This is a genomic window from Candidatus Pelagibacter sp. HIMB1485 (assembly GCF_052048055.1).
Classification (GTDB): Bacteria; Pseudomonadota; Alphaproteobacteria; order Pelagibacterales; family Pelagibacteraceae; genus Pelagibacter.
The window spans coordinates 798,256-813,344 of the sequence record NZ_JBNAIN010000002.1 but is presented as its reverse complement, the minus strand read 5'-3'; the positions used below and the strand labels follow the sequence as shown (position 1 = coordinate 813,344).

The 15,089-nt window shown below is 31.1% G+C and carries 15 protein-coding genes; 10 read left to right on the top strand and 5 right to left on the bottom strand.

The window, feature by feature from the left end; all coding sequences use genetic code 11:
* Positions 1-17: 17 nt before the first annotated feature.
* A complete protein-coding gene (locus ACTTA4_RS06705) occupies positions 18-1,112 on the bottom strand; it encodes a TRAP transporter substrate-binding protein (protein ID WP_262589327.1) in 1,095 nt (364 codons plus the stop codon).
* A gap of 140 nt (positions 1,113-1,252) precedes the next feature.
* Between ACTTA4_RS06705 and ACTTA4_RS06700 the strand changes: the two genes are divergently transcribed.
* Genes ACTTA4_RS06700 through ACTTA4_RS06685 form a run of 4 tightly spaced genes read left to right on the top strand, consistent with a single transcriptional unit; the run spans position 1,253 to position 4,987 of the window.
* Positions 1,253-2,848: a GMC family oxidoreductase gene (locus ACTTA4_RS06700; protein ID WP_440634049.1), complete on the top strand. Its 1,596-nt coding sequence runs from the start codon at positions 1,253-1,255 to the stop codon at positions 2,846-2,848.
* Positions 2,848-3,441 (top strand): TerC family protein, encoded by a 594-nt coding sequence (locus ACTTA4_RS06695; protein WP_075506621.1) that lies wholly within the window; start codon positions 2,848-2,850, stop codon positions 3,439-3,441. The genes ACTTA4_RS06700 and ACTTA4_RS06695 overlap by 1 nt, the downstream gene beginning before the upstream one ends.
* A complete protein-coding gene (locus tag ACTTA4_RS06690) occupies positions 3,441-4,199 on the top strand; it encodes an SDR family NAD(P)-dependent oxidoreductase (protein ID WP_440614478.1) in 759 nt (252 codons plus the stop codon). Before ACTTA4_RS06695 ends, ACTTA4_RS06690 begins: the two co-directional genes overlap by 1 nt.
* Positions 4,184-4,987, top strand: coding sequence for a M23 family metallopeptidase (locus ACTTA4_RS06685; RefSeq protein WP_440634048.1), 804 nt, complete (start codon positions 4,184-4,186; stop codon positions 4,985-4,987). The genes ACTTA4_RS06690 and ACTTA4_RS06685 overlap by 16 nt, the downstream gene beginning before the upstream one ends.
* Here the strand turns inward: ACTTA4_RS06685 and ACTTA4_RS06680 are convergent.
* Positions 4,984-5,583 carry a LysE family translocator gene (locus ACTTA4_RS06680; protein ID WP_440634047.1) on the bottom strand — a complete coding sequence of 200 codons (600 nt, stop codon included), beginning with the start codon at positions 5,581-5,583 and terminating at the stop codon, positions 4,984-4,986. The genes ACTTA4_RS06685 and ACTTA4_RS06680 overlap by 4 nt on opposite strands.
* 51 nt (positions 5,584-5,634) lie before the next feature.
* Here ACTTA4_RS06680 and ACTTA4_RS06675 point away from each other — a divergent pair, with 51 nt between their 5' ends.
* The 3 genes from ACTTA4_RS06675 to ACTTA4_RS06665 are packed head-to-tail and all read left to right on the top strand — an operon-like array spanning position 5,635 to position 8,225.
* A complete protein-coding gene (locus tag ACTTA4_RS06675; protein ID WP_440634046.1) occupies positions 5,635-6,495 on the top strand; it encodes a DMT family transporter in 861 nt (286 codons plus the stop codon).
* Positions 6,496-6,508: 13 nt separating this feature from the next.
* Positions 6,509-7,285, top strand: coding sequence for a fumarylacetoacetate hydrolase (locus tag ACTTA4_RS06670; RefSeq protein ID WP_440634045.1), 777 nt, complete (start codon positions 6,509-6,511; stop codon positions 7,283-7,285).
* A 58-nt stretch (positions 7,286-7,343) separates the two neighbouring features.
* The gene (locus ACTTA4_RS06665) at positions 7,344-8,225 is read left to right on the top strand and encodes a DMT family transporter (protein WP_440634044.1); all 882 of its coding nucleotides are present in this window, start codon (positions 7,344-7,346) and stop codon (positions 8,223-8,225) included.
* Here ACTTA4_RS06665 and ACTTA4_RS06660 read toward each other — a convergent pair.
* Both ACTTA4_RS06660 and xsc read right to left on the bottom strand, forming a co-directional pair.
* Positions 8,222-9,526: an NAD(P)/FAD-dependent oxidoreductase gene (locus tag ACTTA4_RS06660; protein WP_440634043.1), complete on the bottom strand. Its 1,305-nt coding sequence runs from the start codon at positions 9,524-9,526 to the stop codon at positions 8,222-8,224. The two genes, ACTTA4_RS06665 and ACTTA4_RS06660, sit on opposite strands and share 4 nt — an antisense overlap.
* 39 nt (positions 9,527-9,565) lie before the next feature.
* Positions 9,566-11,350: a sulfoacetaldehyde acetyltransferase gene (gene xsc, locus ACTTA4_RS06655; protein WP_262589343.1), complete on the bottom strand. Its 1,785-nt coding sequence runs from the start codon at positions 11,348-11,350 to the stop codon at positions 9,566-9,568.
* Positions 11,351-11,466: 116 nt separating this feature from the next.
* Between xsc and ACTTA4_RS06650 the strand changes: the two genes are divergently transcribed.
* From ACTTA4_RS06650 to ACTTA4_RS06640, 3 genes are read left to right on the top strand one after another with little or no spacing between them, the layout of a single operon-like run.
* On the top strand, positions 11,467-11,751 hold the full coding sequence (locus ACTTA4_RS06650; RefSeq protein WP_075506614.1) for a UxaA family hydrolase: 285 nt from the start codon (positions 11,467-11,469) through the stop codon (positions 11,749-11,751).
* A 4-nt stretch (positions 11,752-11,755) separates the two neighbouring features.
* Positions 11,756-12,922, top strand: a complete 1,167-nt coding sequence (locus ACTTA4_RS06645) for a UxaA family hydrolase (protein WP_075506613.1) — start codon at positions 11,756-11,758, stop codon at positions 12,920-12,922.
* Between the two features lie 16 nt (positions 12,923-12,938).
* Positions 12,939-14,012 carry a YeiH family protein gene (locus ACTTA4_RS06640; RefSeq protein ID WP_440634042.1) on the top strand — a complete coding sequence of 358 codons (1,074 nt, stop codon included), beginning with the start codon at positions 12,939-12,941 and terminating at the stop codon, positions 14,010-14,012.
* Here the strand turns inward: ACTTA4_RS06640 and ACTTA4_RS06635 are convergent.
* Entirely contained in the window at positions 14,009-15,088 is a 1,080-nt protein-coding gene (locus ACTTA4_RS06635; protein WP_440634041.1) for a TSUP family transporter, read from the bottom strand. The genes ACTTA4_RS06640 and ACTTA4_RS06635 overlap by 4 nt on opposite strands.
* Position 15,089: the final 1 nt, after the last annotated feature.

Below are 15,089 nucleotides of genomic sequence, written 5' to 3'. Positions count from 1 at the left end.
ATAGATTAATTATTGGATTACTTTAATGTTGCTGCGTGAGCCATTCCTAGCTTCGCATTAGACATTTGAGCACCACTCCAGAAAGGAACTGCTATATCAGCAAATTCTTTCATAGAGTCCCATACTTCTGCAAAGAATGCATTGTTTGCAGCGTTTGTTTCCAAACTTTTCTTAGCTGCAGCCATGTATTCTGTGAAGTAATCAGAAGGTGTGTCCTCTAATTTAACTCCATGAACTTCAGTAAGCTCTCTTAAAGCTTTACCATTTTCATAGATTCTGTAACTTAAAGATTTAGCTAATGATGCATTAGCTGCAACTTCAAGAGACTTCTTCTCATGATCGCTCATAGCGTTGTATGTTTTTCCAGTAATATAAAAGTCAGCATTTACGACTACTTGGTGTAAACCTTGTAGGTAGTAGTGCTTTAATACTTTTTGGAAACCAAACGTTAAGTCTGGTTTTGGACAACACCATTCAGCAGCATCAATTGTTCCTGCTTCTAAAGCTGGTAGAATATCTCCACCACCCATAGCTACAGATGCGATACCGATGTCTTTATATGTTTGTCCTGGAATTCCTGGAGGAGTTCTGAACTTATATTTTCTAAAGTCAGCCATATCTTTAATTGGTTTTGGAAACCAACCTAAAGCTTCTGGTCCAACTGGTTGAATCATAAATCCTTTGATGTCTCTTCCCATTTCTTTCCATAGTCTGTCGTATAACTCTTTTCCACCGCCATACTGAAACCATGATAAGAATGCAATGTTGTCAATACCAACACCACCACCAGCTACTGGAGAACCGAATAGCATAGCTGCAGGATGGTCACCTGACCAATAGTGAGTCCATGCGAAACCACAATCGATTAGGCCTTTGTCAACTGCATCTAAAGTTTCTTTTACACCAACAACAGCTCCAGCTGGCATAATTTCAAACTTAAGAGATCCACCAGTTAACGCTGTTACTGTGTCAGTAAAATCCTTTAACATCTTAACTTCATCAGCTTTTGTGTTAAGAACTGTCTGACATTTTAGTGTTTTTGCAGCATTAGCATTTGAAATAAATCCAAACACCATTGCAACTGCAAATAACATTGAAATGATTTTTTTCATTTGTTTCCCTCTCTTTATTTTTAAAGTCGAAACTTTGTCAAAGAATGAAAACTAAAACAAGTGTTAATATTGGTATATTTTAAAATTTTTAACAGATTTGTTAGAAATATAATTTTTTTAATTTATAAGAGTTCTAATTTATGAATAATTTTGATTTCATTATACTAGGAGCTGGATCTGCAGGCTGTGTTTTAGCAAATAGGCTATCAGAAAACTCTTCACACAAAGTTCTTTTGATTGAGGCTGGAGGTAAAGATAATTATCCATGGATCCATATTCCAGTTGGTTATTTTAAAACGATGCACAATCCTAATACTGACTGGTGCTACAGGACAGAACCAGATGAAAGCATGAATAATATTTCAATACGTTATCCCCGTGGAAAAACTTTAGGAGGAAGCTCTTCTATCAATGGACTTTTATATATACGAGGACAACACAGAGATTATGATATTTGGAGACAGCTTGGAAATACTGGCTGGGGTTGGGATGATGTTCTTCCCTATTTTATAAAAGCAGAGAATCAAGAAAGAGGCAAAAGTGAATATCATGGAGTTGGTGGACCTCTCTCTGTCTCAGATCAAAGAATACATCTTCCTCTTTTAGATGAGTTTCAAAACGCTGCTGAGGAATTTGGTGTACCAAAAACGAAAGATTTTAATACAGGTGATAATCATGGTTGTGGTTATTTTCAGGTAACAGAAAAAGATGGATTTAGATGTAGTACTGCTGTTGGTTATCTAAATCCTGTTAAGCATAGAAAAAATTTAACAATTATTACTCACGCTCATGTTAAAAAAATAAACTTTGAAAATAAAAAGGCAAAATCAGTTGAGTATTGGCAAGATAATGAATTGAAAACAGCTGGAGCAAATAGAGAAGTTATAGTTTCTTCAGGTGCAATTGGTTCTCCTCAAATATTGCAAGTATCGGGAATTGGAAATCCAGAAAAACTAAAAAAATTGGGAATTGATATGGTTCATAATTTAAATGGTGTTGGTGAAAATTTACACGATCACCTAATGTTAAGACCTATTTATAAAATTAATGGTTTAAAATCTCTTAACAAAAAAATTAATAGTTTGTTTGGAAATTTACTTATCGGATTAGAATATGTTTTTAAAAGAAGTGGTCCAATGACTATGGGAGCAAGTCAGCTTTGTATGTTTGCAAAAAGTGATCCTTCTTTAGAATTACCAGATTTACAATGGCACGTTCAACCAATGAGTATGGATACATTGGGAGCTACAAAAAATCACGATTTTCACGCATTCACTCCAACTGTTTCTAATATAAGACCCACAAGTAGAGGTCACGTAAGTATTATTGATAAAGATTCACGCGTTTACGCAAAAATAAAACAAAATTACCTGTCAACTGATCACGATAGAATGATTGCTGCCAAAGGATTAAAATTGACAAGAAAAATTATAATGGAATCTGAAACTTTTAAGAAATATACACCAGAGGAATATAGACCAGGTATTCATATTAATGATGACGAGGAATTAGTAAAAGAAGCATCAAATTTTGCACAAACAATTTTTCATCCTGTTGGTACATGCAAAATGGGTCAAGATGAGATGTCAGTAGTTGATGAAAAATTAAAAGTAAGAGGAATAGAAAATCTTCGAGTTATTGATGCATCGATAATGCCTAACATTACTTCTGGAAATACTAACGCACCTACGATTATGATTGCAGAAAAAGGTGCTGACATGATACTACAACAATAATGTTTGCAGAATTTTTTACTCCCGAACAAATTGCTATTTTAACACAAATTATTTTTATTGATTTAGTTCTAGCTGGTGACAATGCCATTATAATTGGAATGGTAGCTTCAAAATTTCCTGTTGAGCAAAGGAAGAAAGTTATATTTTGGGGAATTGGTGGTGCAGTAATATTACGTATAATATTAACGTTACTAACAGCTTATTTGTTACAAATTACTGGACTGAGACTTATTGGTGGAATTTTACTTCTTTATATTGTCTACAAACTTTATGTTGATGTAATCAAAGGATCAGATTCAGAGGAAGATATAAAAGTAGATAACTCAAGCTTTTTAAAAGCAATTTGGACGGTTTTACTTGCTGATTTCACAATGAGTTTAGATAATGTTTTGGGTGTTGCTGGTGCTGCAGGTGATCATTATGGATTACTTGTATTTGGACTGGTTCTATCGATTGTTTTAATGGCAACTGCTGCAACATTAATTTCTGGATGGATAAAAAAATACAAATGGATTGCATGGGTTGGGTTATTAGCAATATTAATAGTAGCTGTTGAGTTGATTTATACAGATATTAAAATAATATTCTTTTAATGTATCTTCAAAAAATTAATCTTAAAAATAAGTACGCATTAGTTACTGGTGCTGGTAAAGGACTTGGAAGAGCTTGTTCTATTGCACTCGCAGAAGCTGGTGCAACTGTAATAGCATTAAGCAGAACTCCATCTGATTTAAATAAATTAGAAAAAGATATTAAAAAAATTAAAGGTAAAGTAATCAAAGTTCCTTGTGATGTAATGAATTATGAAGATCTAAAAGCAAAATTAGAAAAAATCAAAATTATTGATGTGTTAGTAAACAATGCTGGAACTAATATTCCTGAACCTTTTGAAAAAATTAAACAAAAAAGCATGAATTACTTGGTAGATTTAAATCTAAAAGCTGCATTTAATGTTGCTCAACTAGTAGTTAAAAAAATGCTTAAAAATAAAAAGAGACCCGGCTCTATTATCAATATGTCTTCTCAATTAGGTCATGTTGGTATGGGTGGGAGAAATGTTTACAATATGACTAAATTTGGGATTGAAGGTTTAACAAAAGGTATGGGAGTAGAGTTAGCTAAAAGAAATATAAGAGTTAACACAGTAGCTCCTACGTTTGTTGAAACTCCAATGGTTAAAAATTTCTTTAAAAATAAAAAATTTAAAAAACTAGCACTTGGAAATATTCCAATGGGAAAAGCAGCAACTGAAAGTGATGTAGCGACAACAGTTTGTTTCTTAGCCTCACCTGCTTCCTCAATGATAACTGGAACATCAATTATAATAGATGGTGGATGGACAGCTCAGTAATAAATAGATTTTTTTTAATATTTTTCTTATTTTTTTCAACTGCAAACGCGATAGAATTTCAAGGTAAATTCTTACAAGGTCATTTTATCTTAGGAAAAACAAATCCTGGTGCTAAGATAATTGTTGGAAAAAAAGAAGTAAGAGTATCAAAGGATGGTTTTTTCGTTTTTGGTATTGATAGAGATCAAAAATATGATCTTACTTTTACAAAAATCTTTGACGGTAAGAAATCTACAATAACCAAAAAAGTTTTAAAAAGAAAATACAACATTCAAAGAATAGATGGCTTAGAAGAAAGCAAAGTAACCCCACCCGAGTCAGTCTATAAAAGAATTAAAAAAGAAAATAATGCAATTGGTGAAGCAAGAGCAATTAATTCTGAATTACAGTTTTTTAAGCAAAAATTTATAATGCCTGTTGAAGGAATAATTAGTGGTGTTTATGGGAGTCAAAGAATTTTAAACGGTAAACCTAGATGGCCACATTACGGAATTGATATAGCTGCGAAACAAGGAACAATGATTAAATCATCAGGCTCAGGTAAAGTTACAATGGCTGAAGATGATTTATATTATACCGGTGGTACAGTCATTATGGATCACGGTCATGGTATATCAACTATATATTCACATTTAGAAAATGTTTTAGTTTCTGTAGGAGACTTAATTAATCAAGGAGATATTATTGGAACCGTCGGATCGACAGGTAGATCAACTGGACCTCATCTTGATTTTAGAATTAATTGGTTTCAAACTAGGTTGGACCCAATGTCTGTTTTGGAAAATTAATAAAAAAACATCCAAATACCAACAAGAATTAATATAAATCCACCAATTTTATTTAAAACTTTTAAATATTTTGATGCTATGAATTCTCTAAACTTGCCAAATACAAATGCATATGAGCTATCAAATATTGTAGCTACAATTATAAAGATTATTCCAAAATAAATTATCTGATAGCTAACGGGTTCATTTATATTAATAAATTGAGGAATAAATGCACCAAGGAACAAAAATATTTTTGGATTAGTTAAAATCACTATTAATCCTTGGAGAAAATATTTTTTTTCAAATTTAGTTACTTGAGTTTTGTTTAAATCAATATCTGACTTAATTGTAATTACTCCAAGTGAAATTAAATAAATTGAACCTAGAATTCTTACAAAGTTAATGATCACTTCTAGAAAAGGAGAAACTATCTCAAATCCAAGTGCTAATAAAAATAACAAAATTAAAACGCCAACTTGGGTACCAAAAACGTTTAATAATCCTGCTTTTACACCAGATCTTAAAGAATTAGCAATTATAAGACTTACAGTGGGGCCAGGCACTATCACTATTAAAAAACTTGCTATAACAAAATATAGTAATACAAAATCCATGACAGTCTGAATTAATCAATAACAACTTGAGATAAAATTAAAACAAAAAAAATGAAATTTAAATCAAGAGAAACCCTAGGAATTATTTTTGCAATAATTGCTTACTTTTCATTTTCAATCCTTGATGCAATTCAGAAAACTGCTGTTATTTATTACTCTATATTTCAATTATTATTTATCAAATATACTTTTGTGCTTTTGTTGGGCTTGATAGAAGCAAAAAGAGCTAACAATAATAATTTTTATAGATCTAATAATTTAAAACTTCAAATTATAAGAAGTCTATTATCTATTTTAGAATCTGGTTTTTTTGTTTTATCTTTTAAACACCTGTCTTTAGCGAACGCTCATAGCATAGGTGCACTAGCACCTATAATTATAGTTGCCTTATCTGTATTTATTTTAAATGAGAGAGTATCAATCAAAACTTGGATAGCAATCTTTATAGGTTTTATTGGAGTTTTGATAATTATTAGACCTGCATCTGATGTATTTAGTGTAAATTCTTTTATTCCGTTACTAGCAGCTTTTTTTCTGGGTCTTTATCAAATCGCAACAAAAAAAATAACTGAATTTGATGCTCCTGAAGTATCCTTGTTCTACTCTTCTTTAGTTGGGATTGTTATAACCTCAATAATGGCATTTAATTTTTGGCAACCTGTAAATCTTAATTCTTTATATTTCTTTGTGCCAATTGGTTTATTTTTTTCATTAGGTATATACTTCCAAATATTAGCACTTAAAAATGCAAGAGCTAGCATAATACAACCATTTCATTATACTTTAATTTTTTGGGCAATAATTTTTGGATTTTTCTTCTATGATGACGTTCCAGATTTATTTACTATTATAGGTGCAATAATAATTACAACTTCAGGAATATTTGTTATTAATCAAACATCAAAAAAATAAATTAAAAATTCTTATGACAAAAACACTTAAAGATAAAATTTCAGATAAATTAGTTAATGCTTTTCTTAATAATAAAATTATCTCTCCTATACCTAGTAGATTTACAAAAAGGCTTGCTGAGGCGGACAAATTTAGAAAATTATGTGAAAGCAAAATAAAAGACCCAACAATAGGTTTTAAAGCTGGAGGAACTGGCATTCCGTTAATGAAAAAATTAAAAGAAAAAGAGCCATTTATTGCATCTGTTTTCAAAAAAAACTTAATAAAAAGTGGAAAGATAGTAAAAATAAATAAATTTGCTTTAGGTATTGAACTTGAAGTTTGTTATTTAATCAAAAAAACTTTTTTCACTTCAAAAGGTAAGCTCACAAATAGTAACGTAACTAAATATATTTCACACATGGCACCCTGTATCGAAGTGGTTGGATATAGGCAAAAAAGAAAAGGTATTACTTCTTTTGGAGATTTAAGTAGTGACTTTGGGGGTAATATTAAATTTTTGATTGGCCAAAAGAAAAAATTTAAAAAAATTAACATAGGTAATTTAAAAACAAATATTTCAAATAAAAAAGCTAAGCAAAGTGTAGATGGAAACACAAATGCTGTTTATGTAAATCCAATAAATTCATTAAGATTTGTTTTAAATAAAGTTAAAAAAGATAAAATTAATTTAGACAAAGATTTTTATGTTTTTACAGGATCCACAGTTGGGGTTGTGCCTATTATAAAAAAAGGAACATATACAGCAAAAATTGATAAACTTGGATCTGTAAGAGCAGTTATTTCATAATATTATAATCACAAGGATAATTTTATTCATAGTATACGTGTGTAAAAATTAGCTAATCATGAATAATATTATTCTTTTTATAATAACTCTTTTTTGTTGGTCACCCACCTGGTATCTAATTAAATTTCAATTAGGCTATGTTGATCCACTGGTATCTGTATTTTATAGATTTTTAATAGCTTCATTTATAATTTTTATTTTTTTAATAATTAAAAAAGAAAAATTACAATTTTCAATAAATCAGCATTTTTGGTTTTTGTTTTTTGGAATTTGCTTGTATTCGGTGAATTATGTTTTCTTCTATTTGTCTAACACTTATTTAATTAGTGCTTTTCCAGCAATTGTATTTTCAACTGTGGTAATAATGAATATAATTGGTGAAACTTTCTATTTTAAAAAGAAGCCTTCTATAAAAACTTTAATTGGAGCATCAATTGGTATGTTGGGTATTTTGATAATTTTTAATGATGAAATTTTCAATTTTAGTTTTAGCGAAGGAACCCATATAGGATTGTTTCTAGCTTTGATTGGAACATTTAGTGCATCAACAGGTAATATGGTTCACCAAAGAAACTTAAATAATAATTTTCCTCCAATACAAACAATAGCATATGCTATGTTTTATGGTTCAATTGTTACACTGATAATTACAAAATTCAGAGGAGCTGAATTATTATTTGAAACTAGTTTTAGCTACATCTCTTCACTGCTTTATCTTTCAATTTTTGGTTCAATATTTGCTTTTGTATCTTATTTAAAGTTACTTGAAAAAGTTGGACCTGGAAGAGCTGGTTATGTTGGTGTTGTAATGCCCGTTTTAGCATTAATTATTTCAACAATATTTGAAAATTTAGAATGGCAATATGATCTAATAATGGGTCTTCCAATTTTAATCATTGGTGCTGTTCTTGTGATAAATCAAAAAATTAGAATTAATTAAATTTCTGATTTAGCTCTCAAACGTTCATAAACTAATCTAGTTTTTATTCCTAAATTTAAAAATGGTTGCGGTGGTAACCAAGTAGGTTTATTCCTCGCTTCTATTGTTTTTATTTCACTAGTGCTTTCATTAATCGCTTTAAGAGCAATTTGTTCACCAAATAAAGTTCCTACACCAATACCTGAACCGTTATAACAACCAGCAGCAAAAATATTACTATCAATTTTTTCAAATATTTGAGAACTGTTCCTTGTTCTTGATACTATTCCAGACCAAGATGATTTAATTATATCATTAGGTAATTGTGGAAATCTTTTTTGTATTCCAAGTTTTTGATTGAAAGATCTTTTTTTAAGAGTGGAATTAGACATACCAAATGGATTGTGAACTTCTGCTGTATTTCTTATCAAAATTCTTCTATCTCTTGTCATTCTAATTGTTGCGCCCATTGGCCTTACAGGTAGTACACCCCATTCTTTTGGTTCACCAATAGATTTAAATTCTTCATCAGATAATCTTCTTGTCATGCTCGCTGTTAATGTAATAGGAAAATTATAATTTGATTTTATCCTTAGTGATTTCAAGAAACCATTCGTAGCAAAAATAATATTTTTTGTTTTAATTTTTCCATTTTTGAAACTACAAAAAATGAAATCTTTATTTTTAGTCCAATTTAATAAACAAGAATTTTCATACAAAATAACATTGGTAGGTAGAGCATCAACCATTGCTCTAACTAATTTTCCTGGATGTAGTAGAATACCACCCTTTGTGTAAAGTCCAATATTATAAAAACTAGTACCTAATCTTTCAGACAATTCTTTGTTTCCTAATAAACTGTGTTCAAAGCCTAACTTAGATAATGTATTTGAAAAATTTTCTAAAATTTTTTTATCTTCAATTTTTGATGAAGCAAAATATTTACCACATTCATTCCAATCACAATCTACTTGATGTTCTTTAATAAATTTTTTTACTACATCTATTCCTAATGAATAAATATCAGCTTTCTTTTTGTAGTTTTGTAGTTCTTTATTTGATGTAAAACCATCGTTCAAAGTTGTATCAACCAAATAACCAGAATTTCTTCCACTAGCACCCTCACCTGCTAGTTGGGCATCTGCTAGTATAATTTTTAAATTTGAATTTATTTGAGCTAATTTTCTTGCAGCAGACAGACCTGTGTAACCAGCTCCTATTATTAACCAATCACACTCATCGTTTGATAGAAGAGACTTGATGTTTGTTCTTGGATTAAGGTCATTAATCCAGCTACAGCTATTATCGTTAGTCACTTCCATGAAGTGACTTTACGATAATTGATAAATTTTTAAAAGATTTTAAGAGTTTAATGAAGGTTGTTTCTTCATATCTGCTTTGTTGATACCAGCAACTCTTACCGGTTTCTTCATCGCATCTCTTCTAAATGGTTCTCCAAGTTCTTGGTTTAGAATTACTTCTATAAATGTTGTAATTCCTTTCTTTTGATCTTCACAAGATTGCTTGATTGCATTTGTTGTTTCTTCCATAGTTCTAACGGTTACACCTTTTAAACCACATGCATCAGCAACTTTAGCGTAACTTAATTCAGGGTCTAACTCAGTTCCAACAAAATTATTATCAAACCAAAGAGTAGTATTTCTTTTTTCTGCACCCCATTGATAATTTCTAAAAATTACCATTGTAATTGCAGGCCATTCTTCTCTTGCACATGAGCTCATTTCGTTCATGCTAATTCCAAAAGCGCCATCTCCCGCAAAACCAATTACTGGAGTATCAGGGCAACCAATTTTTGCACCTAGTATAGATGGAAATCCATAACCACAAGGTCCAAATAAACCTGGGGCTAAATATTTTCTTGGTTTTTCAAAAGTTGGGTAAGCATTACCAATGGCGCAGTTATTACCAATATCACTTGAAATAATTACATCATCAGGCATACCAGATTGAATTGCTCTCCAAGCTTGTCTTGGTGACATTCTGTCTGCATCTCTTTCTCTAGCCTCTTTATTCCAAACTGTTCCCTCATCATCATCTTCATGATCTAAACTTGAAAGTTTTTGCAACCATGCAGATTTTGTTTGGTGAATTAAATCTTTTCTAGCTTGTCTATCAGTATCTCCAGCGTTTGAAGATAGTTTTGCTAAAATTTGCTCCGCAACTAATTTTGCATCACCACTAATTCCAACTGTTACTTTTTTAGTTAAACCAATTCTATCAGGATTAATATCTACCTGAATGATGTTTGCATTTTTTGGCCAATAATCAATTCCATATCCTGGTAAAGTTGAAAATGGATTTAATCTTGTACCTAGTGCTAAAACAACATCAGCTTTTGAAATTAATTCCATTGCAGCTTTAGAACCATTATAACCTAAAGGTCCTACTGCTAGTGGGTGACTTCCTGGAAAACTATCGTTATGTTGATAACCAGAACATACTGGTGCATCTAATTTTTCAGCAAGATTTTTAGTAGCATCAATAGCTCCACCAATAACAACACCAGCACCTGAAAGTATTACTGGAAATTTTGCATTAGATAATAAATCAGCAGCTTTAGAAACAGCGTCGTTACCTCCACCTTGTCTTTCTAATCTTACAATTGGTGGTAAATCAATATCAATAACCTGGCACCAATAATCTCTTGGAACGTTTATTTGTGCTGGAGCTGAACCTCTTATAGCTTTTTCAATTACTCTATTAAGAACTTCTGCCATTCTTGATGGATCTCTAACTTCTTCTTGATAACAAACCATATCTTTAAAAAGGTTCATTTGTTCTACTTCTTGAAATCCACCTTGGCCCATAGTTTTGTTTGCAGCTTGTGGTGTTACCAACAATAGAGGTGTGTGGTTCCAGTATGCAGTTTTAATTGGAGTTACTAATCCTGTTATTCCTGGTCCATTTTGTGCAATGACCATAGACATTTTACCTGTAGCTCTTGTGTAACCATCAGCAATTAAACCACCATTTGTTTCATGGGCTACATCCCAAAAAGTAATTCCTGCATCAGGAAAAATATCTGATATTGGCATAAAAGCAGAGCCAATAATTCCAAAAGCGTGCTCGATACCATGCATTTGTAAAACTTTTACAAAAGCTTCTTCTGTTGTCATTTTTGTCATAAGACTAGAACCCCTCTAAAGTATAATTATTAAGAATTTATAAAATTCGTTTGTCAATTTTCGCGATTAATATATAAGATTTTCTAAATTTCAAACAAACAATTCGACACAACATTATGGCTACAGACATCATTATACACGACGAAAAAGACAACGTAGGAGTAGTTGTTATTGAAAAAATCACTCCAAAACAAGACTGCTCTTGCTGGATTATGGAAAATGACAAGACAGTTAACATTCAATCTGAAGATGAAATCCCTTTAGGACACAAAATTGCAATGAGTGATTTAAATGAAGGTGACACTATTATTAAATATGGTCATGATATTGGTAAAGTAGTCAAATCAATCAAAAAAGGTGAACACGTACATGTTCACAACGTTAAAACAAAGAAGTGGTAGTAATATGGAAATCCCAAAAAGTTTTTTAGGTTATAAAAGAGAAAATGGCAGAGCTGGAACAAGAAATCATGTAATCATTTTGCCTGTTGATGATATTTCAAATGCTTGTGCAGAAGCTGTCGCAAACAATATTAAAGGCACAATTGCGTTACCTCACTCATATGGAAGATTACAGTTTGGTGCTGATTTAGAGTTACATTTTAGAACAATGATAGGTACAGCAAAAAACCCTAATGTTGCTGCTGCTATAATTATTGGTATTGAGCCTAAATGGACTAAAAGAATTGTTGATGAAGTAGCAAAAACTGGAAAACCTGTTGAAGGTTTTAGTATTGAGGGTGCTGGTGACATTGAAACAATCATGAAGGCTTCAAAAAAAGCTCAAGAATTTTCAATGTGGGCTTCTGAAAAACAAAGAGAGGAATGTCCAATAAGTGATCTTTGGATTTCTGTAAAATGTGGAGAGTCTGATACTACTTCAGGTCTTGCATCTAATCCAACAGTTGGAAATTTAATGGACAAATTAGAGCCATTAGGAGTTCATTTATGTTTTGGTGAAACTTCAGAACTTACAGGTGCTGAAACTGTTTGTGAAAAAAGAGGAAAAACTCCAGAAGCACAAGAGAAGTTTAAAAAAACTTGGAATGAATACAATGATTTCATTTTAAAAGAAGCAACAGATGATTTATCAGAAAGTCAACCTACTGCGGGAAATATAGCCGGAGGACTTACTACAATTGAAGAAAAAGCATTTGGAAATTTCCAAAAAATAGGATCAAGACAATTCGTAGATGTTTTGACACCTGCTGAAGAACCACAAAAAGGTCCAGGATTATATTTTATGGATACTTCTTCAGCTGCAGCAGAATGTGTTACATTACAAGCTGCTGGTGGTTTCAATATTCACTTATTCCCAACAGGACAAGGAAATATTATTGGAAACCCAATTGAGCCAGTTGTTAAATTAACAGCTAATCCATTAACGGCAGTCAGCATGAAAGAACATATTGACTGTGATGTTTCTAAAATACTTTCTAGAGAAATGAATTTGGATCAAGCTGGTGATGAACTAATTAAAGCAACTATTAGAACAGCTAATGGAAGGTTAACTTGTGCTGAAGCATTAGGTCATAGAGAATTCGTAATGACTAAGCTTTACAGAAGTGCTTAATTAAAAATCCTATTTTATGGCTAAAAATAAGTACCTGGTACTTTTACCTGGTATTATACTTGCGTTTGTTCTTTACACCCTATCGCAAGGTTTTAATAATATTATAGGCACAGAGTTACTAGGATATGAAAAAAGTCCTATATCCACTGCAATGATAGCAATCCTTTTAGGAATGTTCTTCGGAAATGTTTTTAAAATAAGAGAAAGTTTCATAAAAGGTTTGGATTTTACTCAAAAAAATATATTAAAACTTGGAATAATTTGCTTAGGTATTCAATTAAAACCTTTTGAGTTTCTAGAATTTGGTGCAATTGCTATTCCTTTAATAGTAATTTGTATCGTAAGTGTATTGGTCGTCATTAAACTTTTGATCAACAAATTAAAAATTCCAAGAAATATGGCTTATCTAATTTCTATAGGAAGCACAGTATGTGGAACAACAGCTATCATGGCAACTGCTCCTGTTATTGGTGCCAAAAAAAATGAAATATCTTATGCAATTGCGAACATCACTTTATTTGGAATTCTCTCAATGTTGATCTATCCATACTTTGCAAATTTTTATTTTAATGGTGAGCCACTTCTAATCGGATTGTTTTTAGGAACTTCTATACATGAAACAGCACAAGTAGCAGCTGCTGGATTGATCTATGATCAGCAATTTAATAGTCCAGAGACTTTAAATGTAGCAACAGTTACTAAACTAATCAGAAATACTTTTTTAATTATTATGATACCCTTGTTTGCGTATCTTTATAACAGAGGCCAAACTAAAGAAAAAAAATACTCAATAATTGATATTTTTCCCTATTTTGTACTTGGATTTGTTGCAATGATTATTGTTCGAAATGTTGGTGATCAAATTTTTATTACAAACAATAGTGAAATTTGGCTTGGCACTATAGATAGCATTAAATCTTTATCAAAAATATTCCTAACAATGGCAATGGCAGCAATTGGTATGTCTACTAATTTAAGAGATATAAAAAATATGGGATACAAACCTTTTGTAGTTGGATTTGTGGGAATGGCTACTGTTGGAATTGTTTGTTTAGGGACTATTGAATTATATCTTTACTTATTTAATTAAGATTTCATCAACATTTGTTTTTTAAAATTTGAAAAAAATCTTCTTATAAAAGCTGCTGCTACACCTAAAAATATTGCAAACATAATTGAAAATAATCCATAAAAGAATGGCATCTCATTAGAAAAATCTAAAATAAATTGTGAGAAAAAATTTAAATCAGGAATTACAGAAGTGGTTGCTGAATTTGTGTCATGATCTGCAAAAAATGAATCATAAGCAATAGCAATACCAACTGCTAAAATCAAAATAGCCATCAATGCTCTTAATCCAGAGCTATCAATTTTTTCTCCAAGTTTTTGTCCAATTTGAACACCAATTATTGATCCAATAACAAGTAGAAATACTAAAAGTAAATCAATCGAGCCATAATTAAATGAATGCAGGAAAGTAACAATTACACTTACGAAAATAGTAACAAAAAGCGATGTCCCGGGAACAAGTTTAGTTGGCATCTTAATTATATAAATCATTGCTGGCACTAATATAAATGCTCCACCTATTCCCATTATTGCAGCAATAAAACCAACTACTAAACCAATAACTATTGGGGTAAAAATACTTTCATATAATTTTGATTTTGGAAATCTCATTCTTAAAGGAAGACCATGGATCCAATAATGAACATGTAATTTTTTTTTAACTAAAATGTTTCTCTTAGCTTTATCTATTTCACCTAAACTCTCTACTAACATTAAAGACCCAATGATTGCTAAAATATACATGTAAGCTAAAGAGATTACGGTATCTATCTTCCCGATACCTTTAAAATAAGAAAAGGTAAAAATTCCTAATGAGGTACCTATAGCGCCACCAATGACAATCATTAAACCCATTTTGTAATCTAGAGTATTTTTTAAGTAATGTGTTGTTGAACCAGAAACTGATGTAGCTAAGATATTATTTGCTTCATTTGCAACTGCGTATGCAGGAGGAATACCTAAAAAAATTAAAAAAGGTGTCATTAAAAAACCACCACCTACTCCAAACAATCCAGAGAGGACACCTACGATTGCGCTTAATATAAGTATTTCTATTGGATTAACAAAAACTTGCGCGATGGGTAAAAATACATCCATT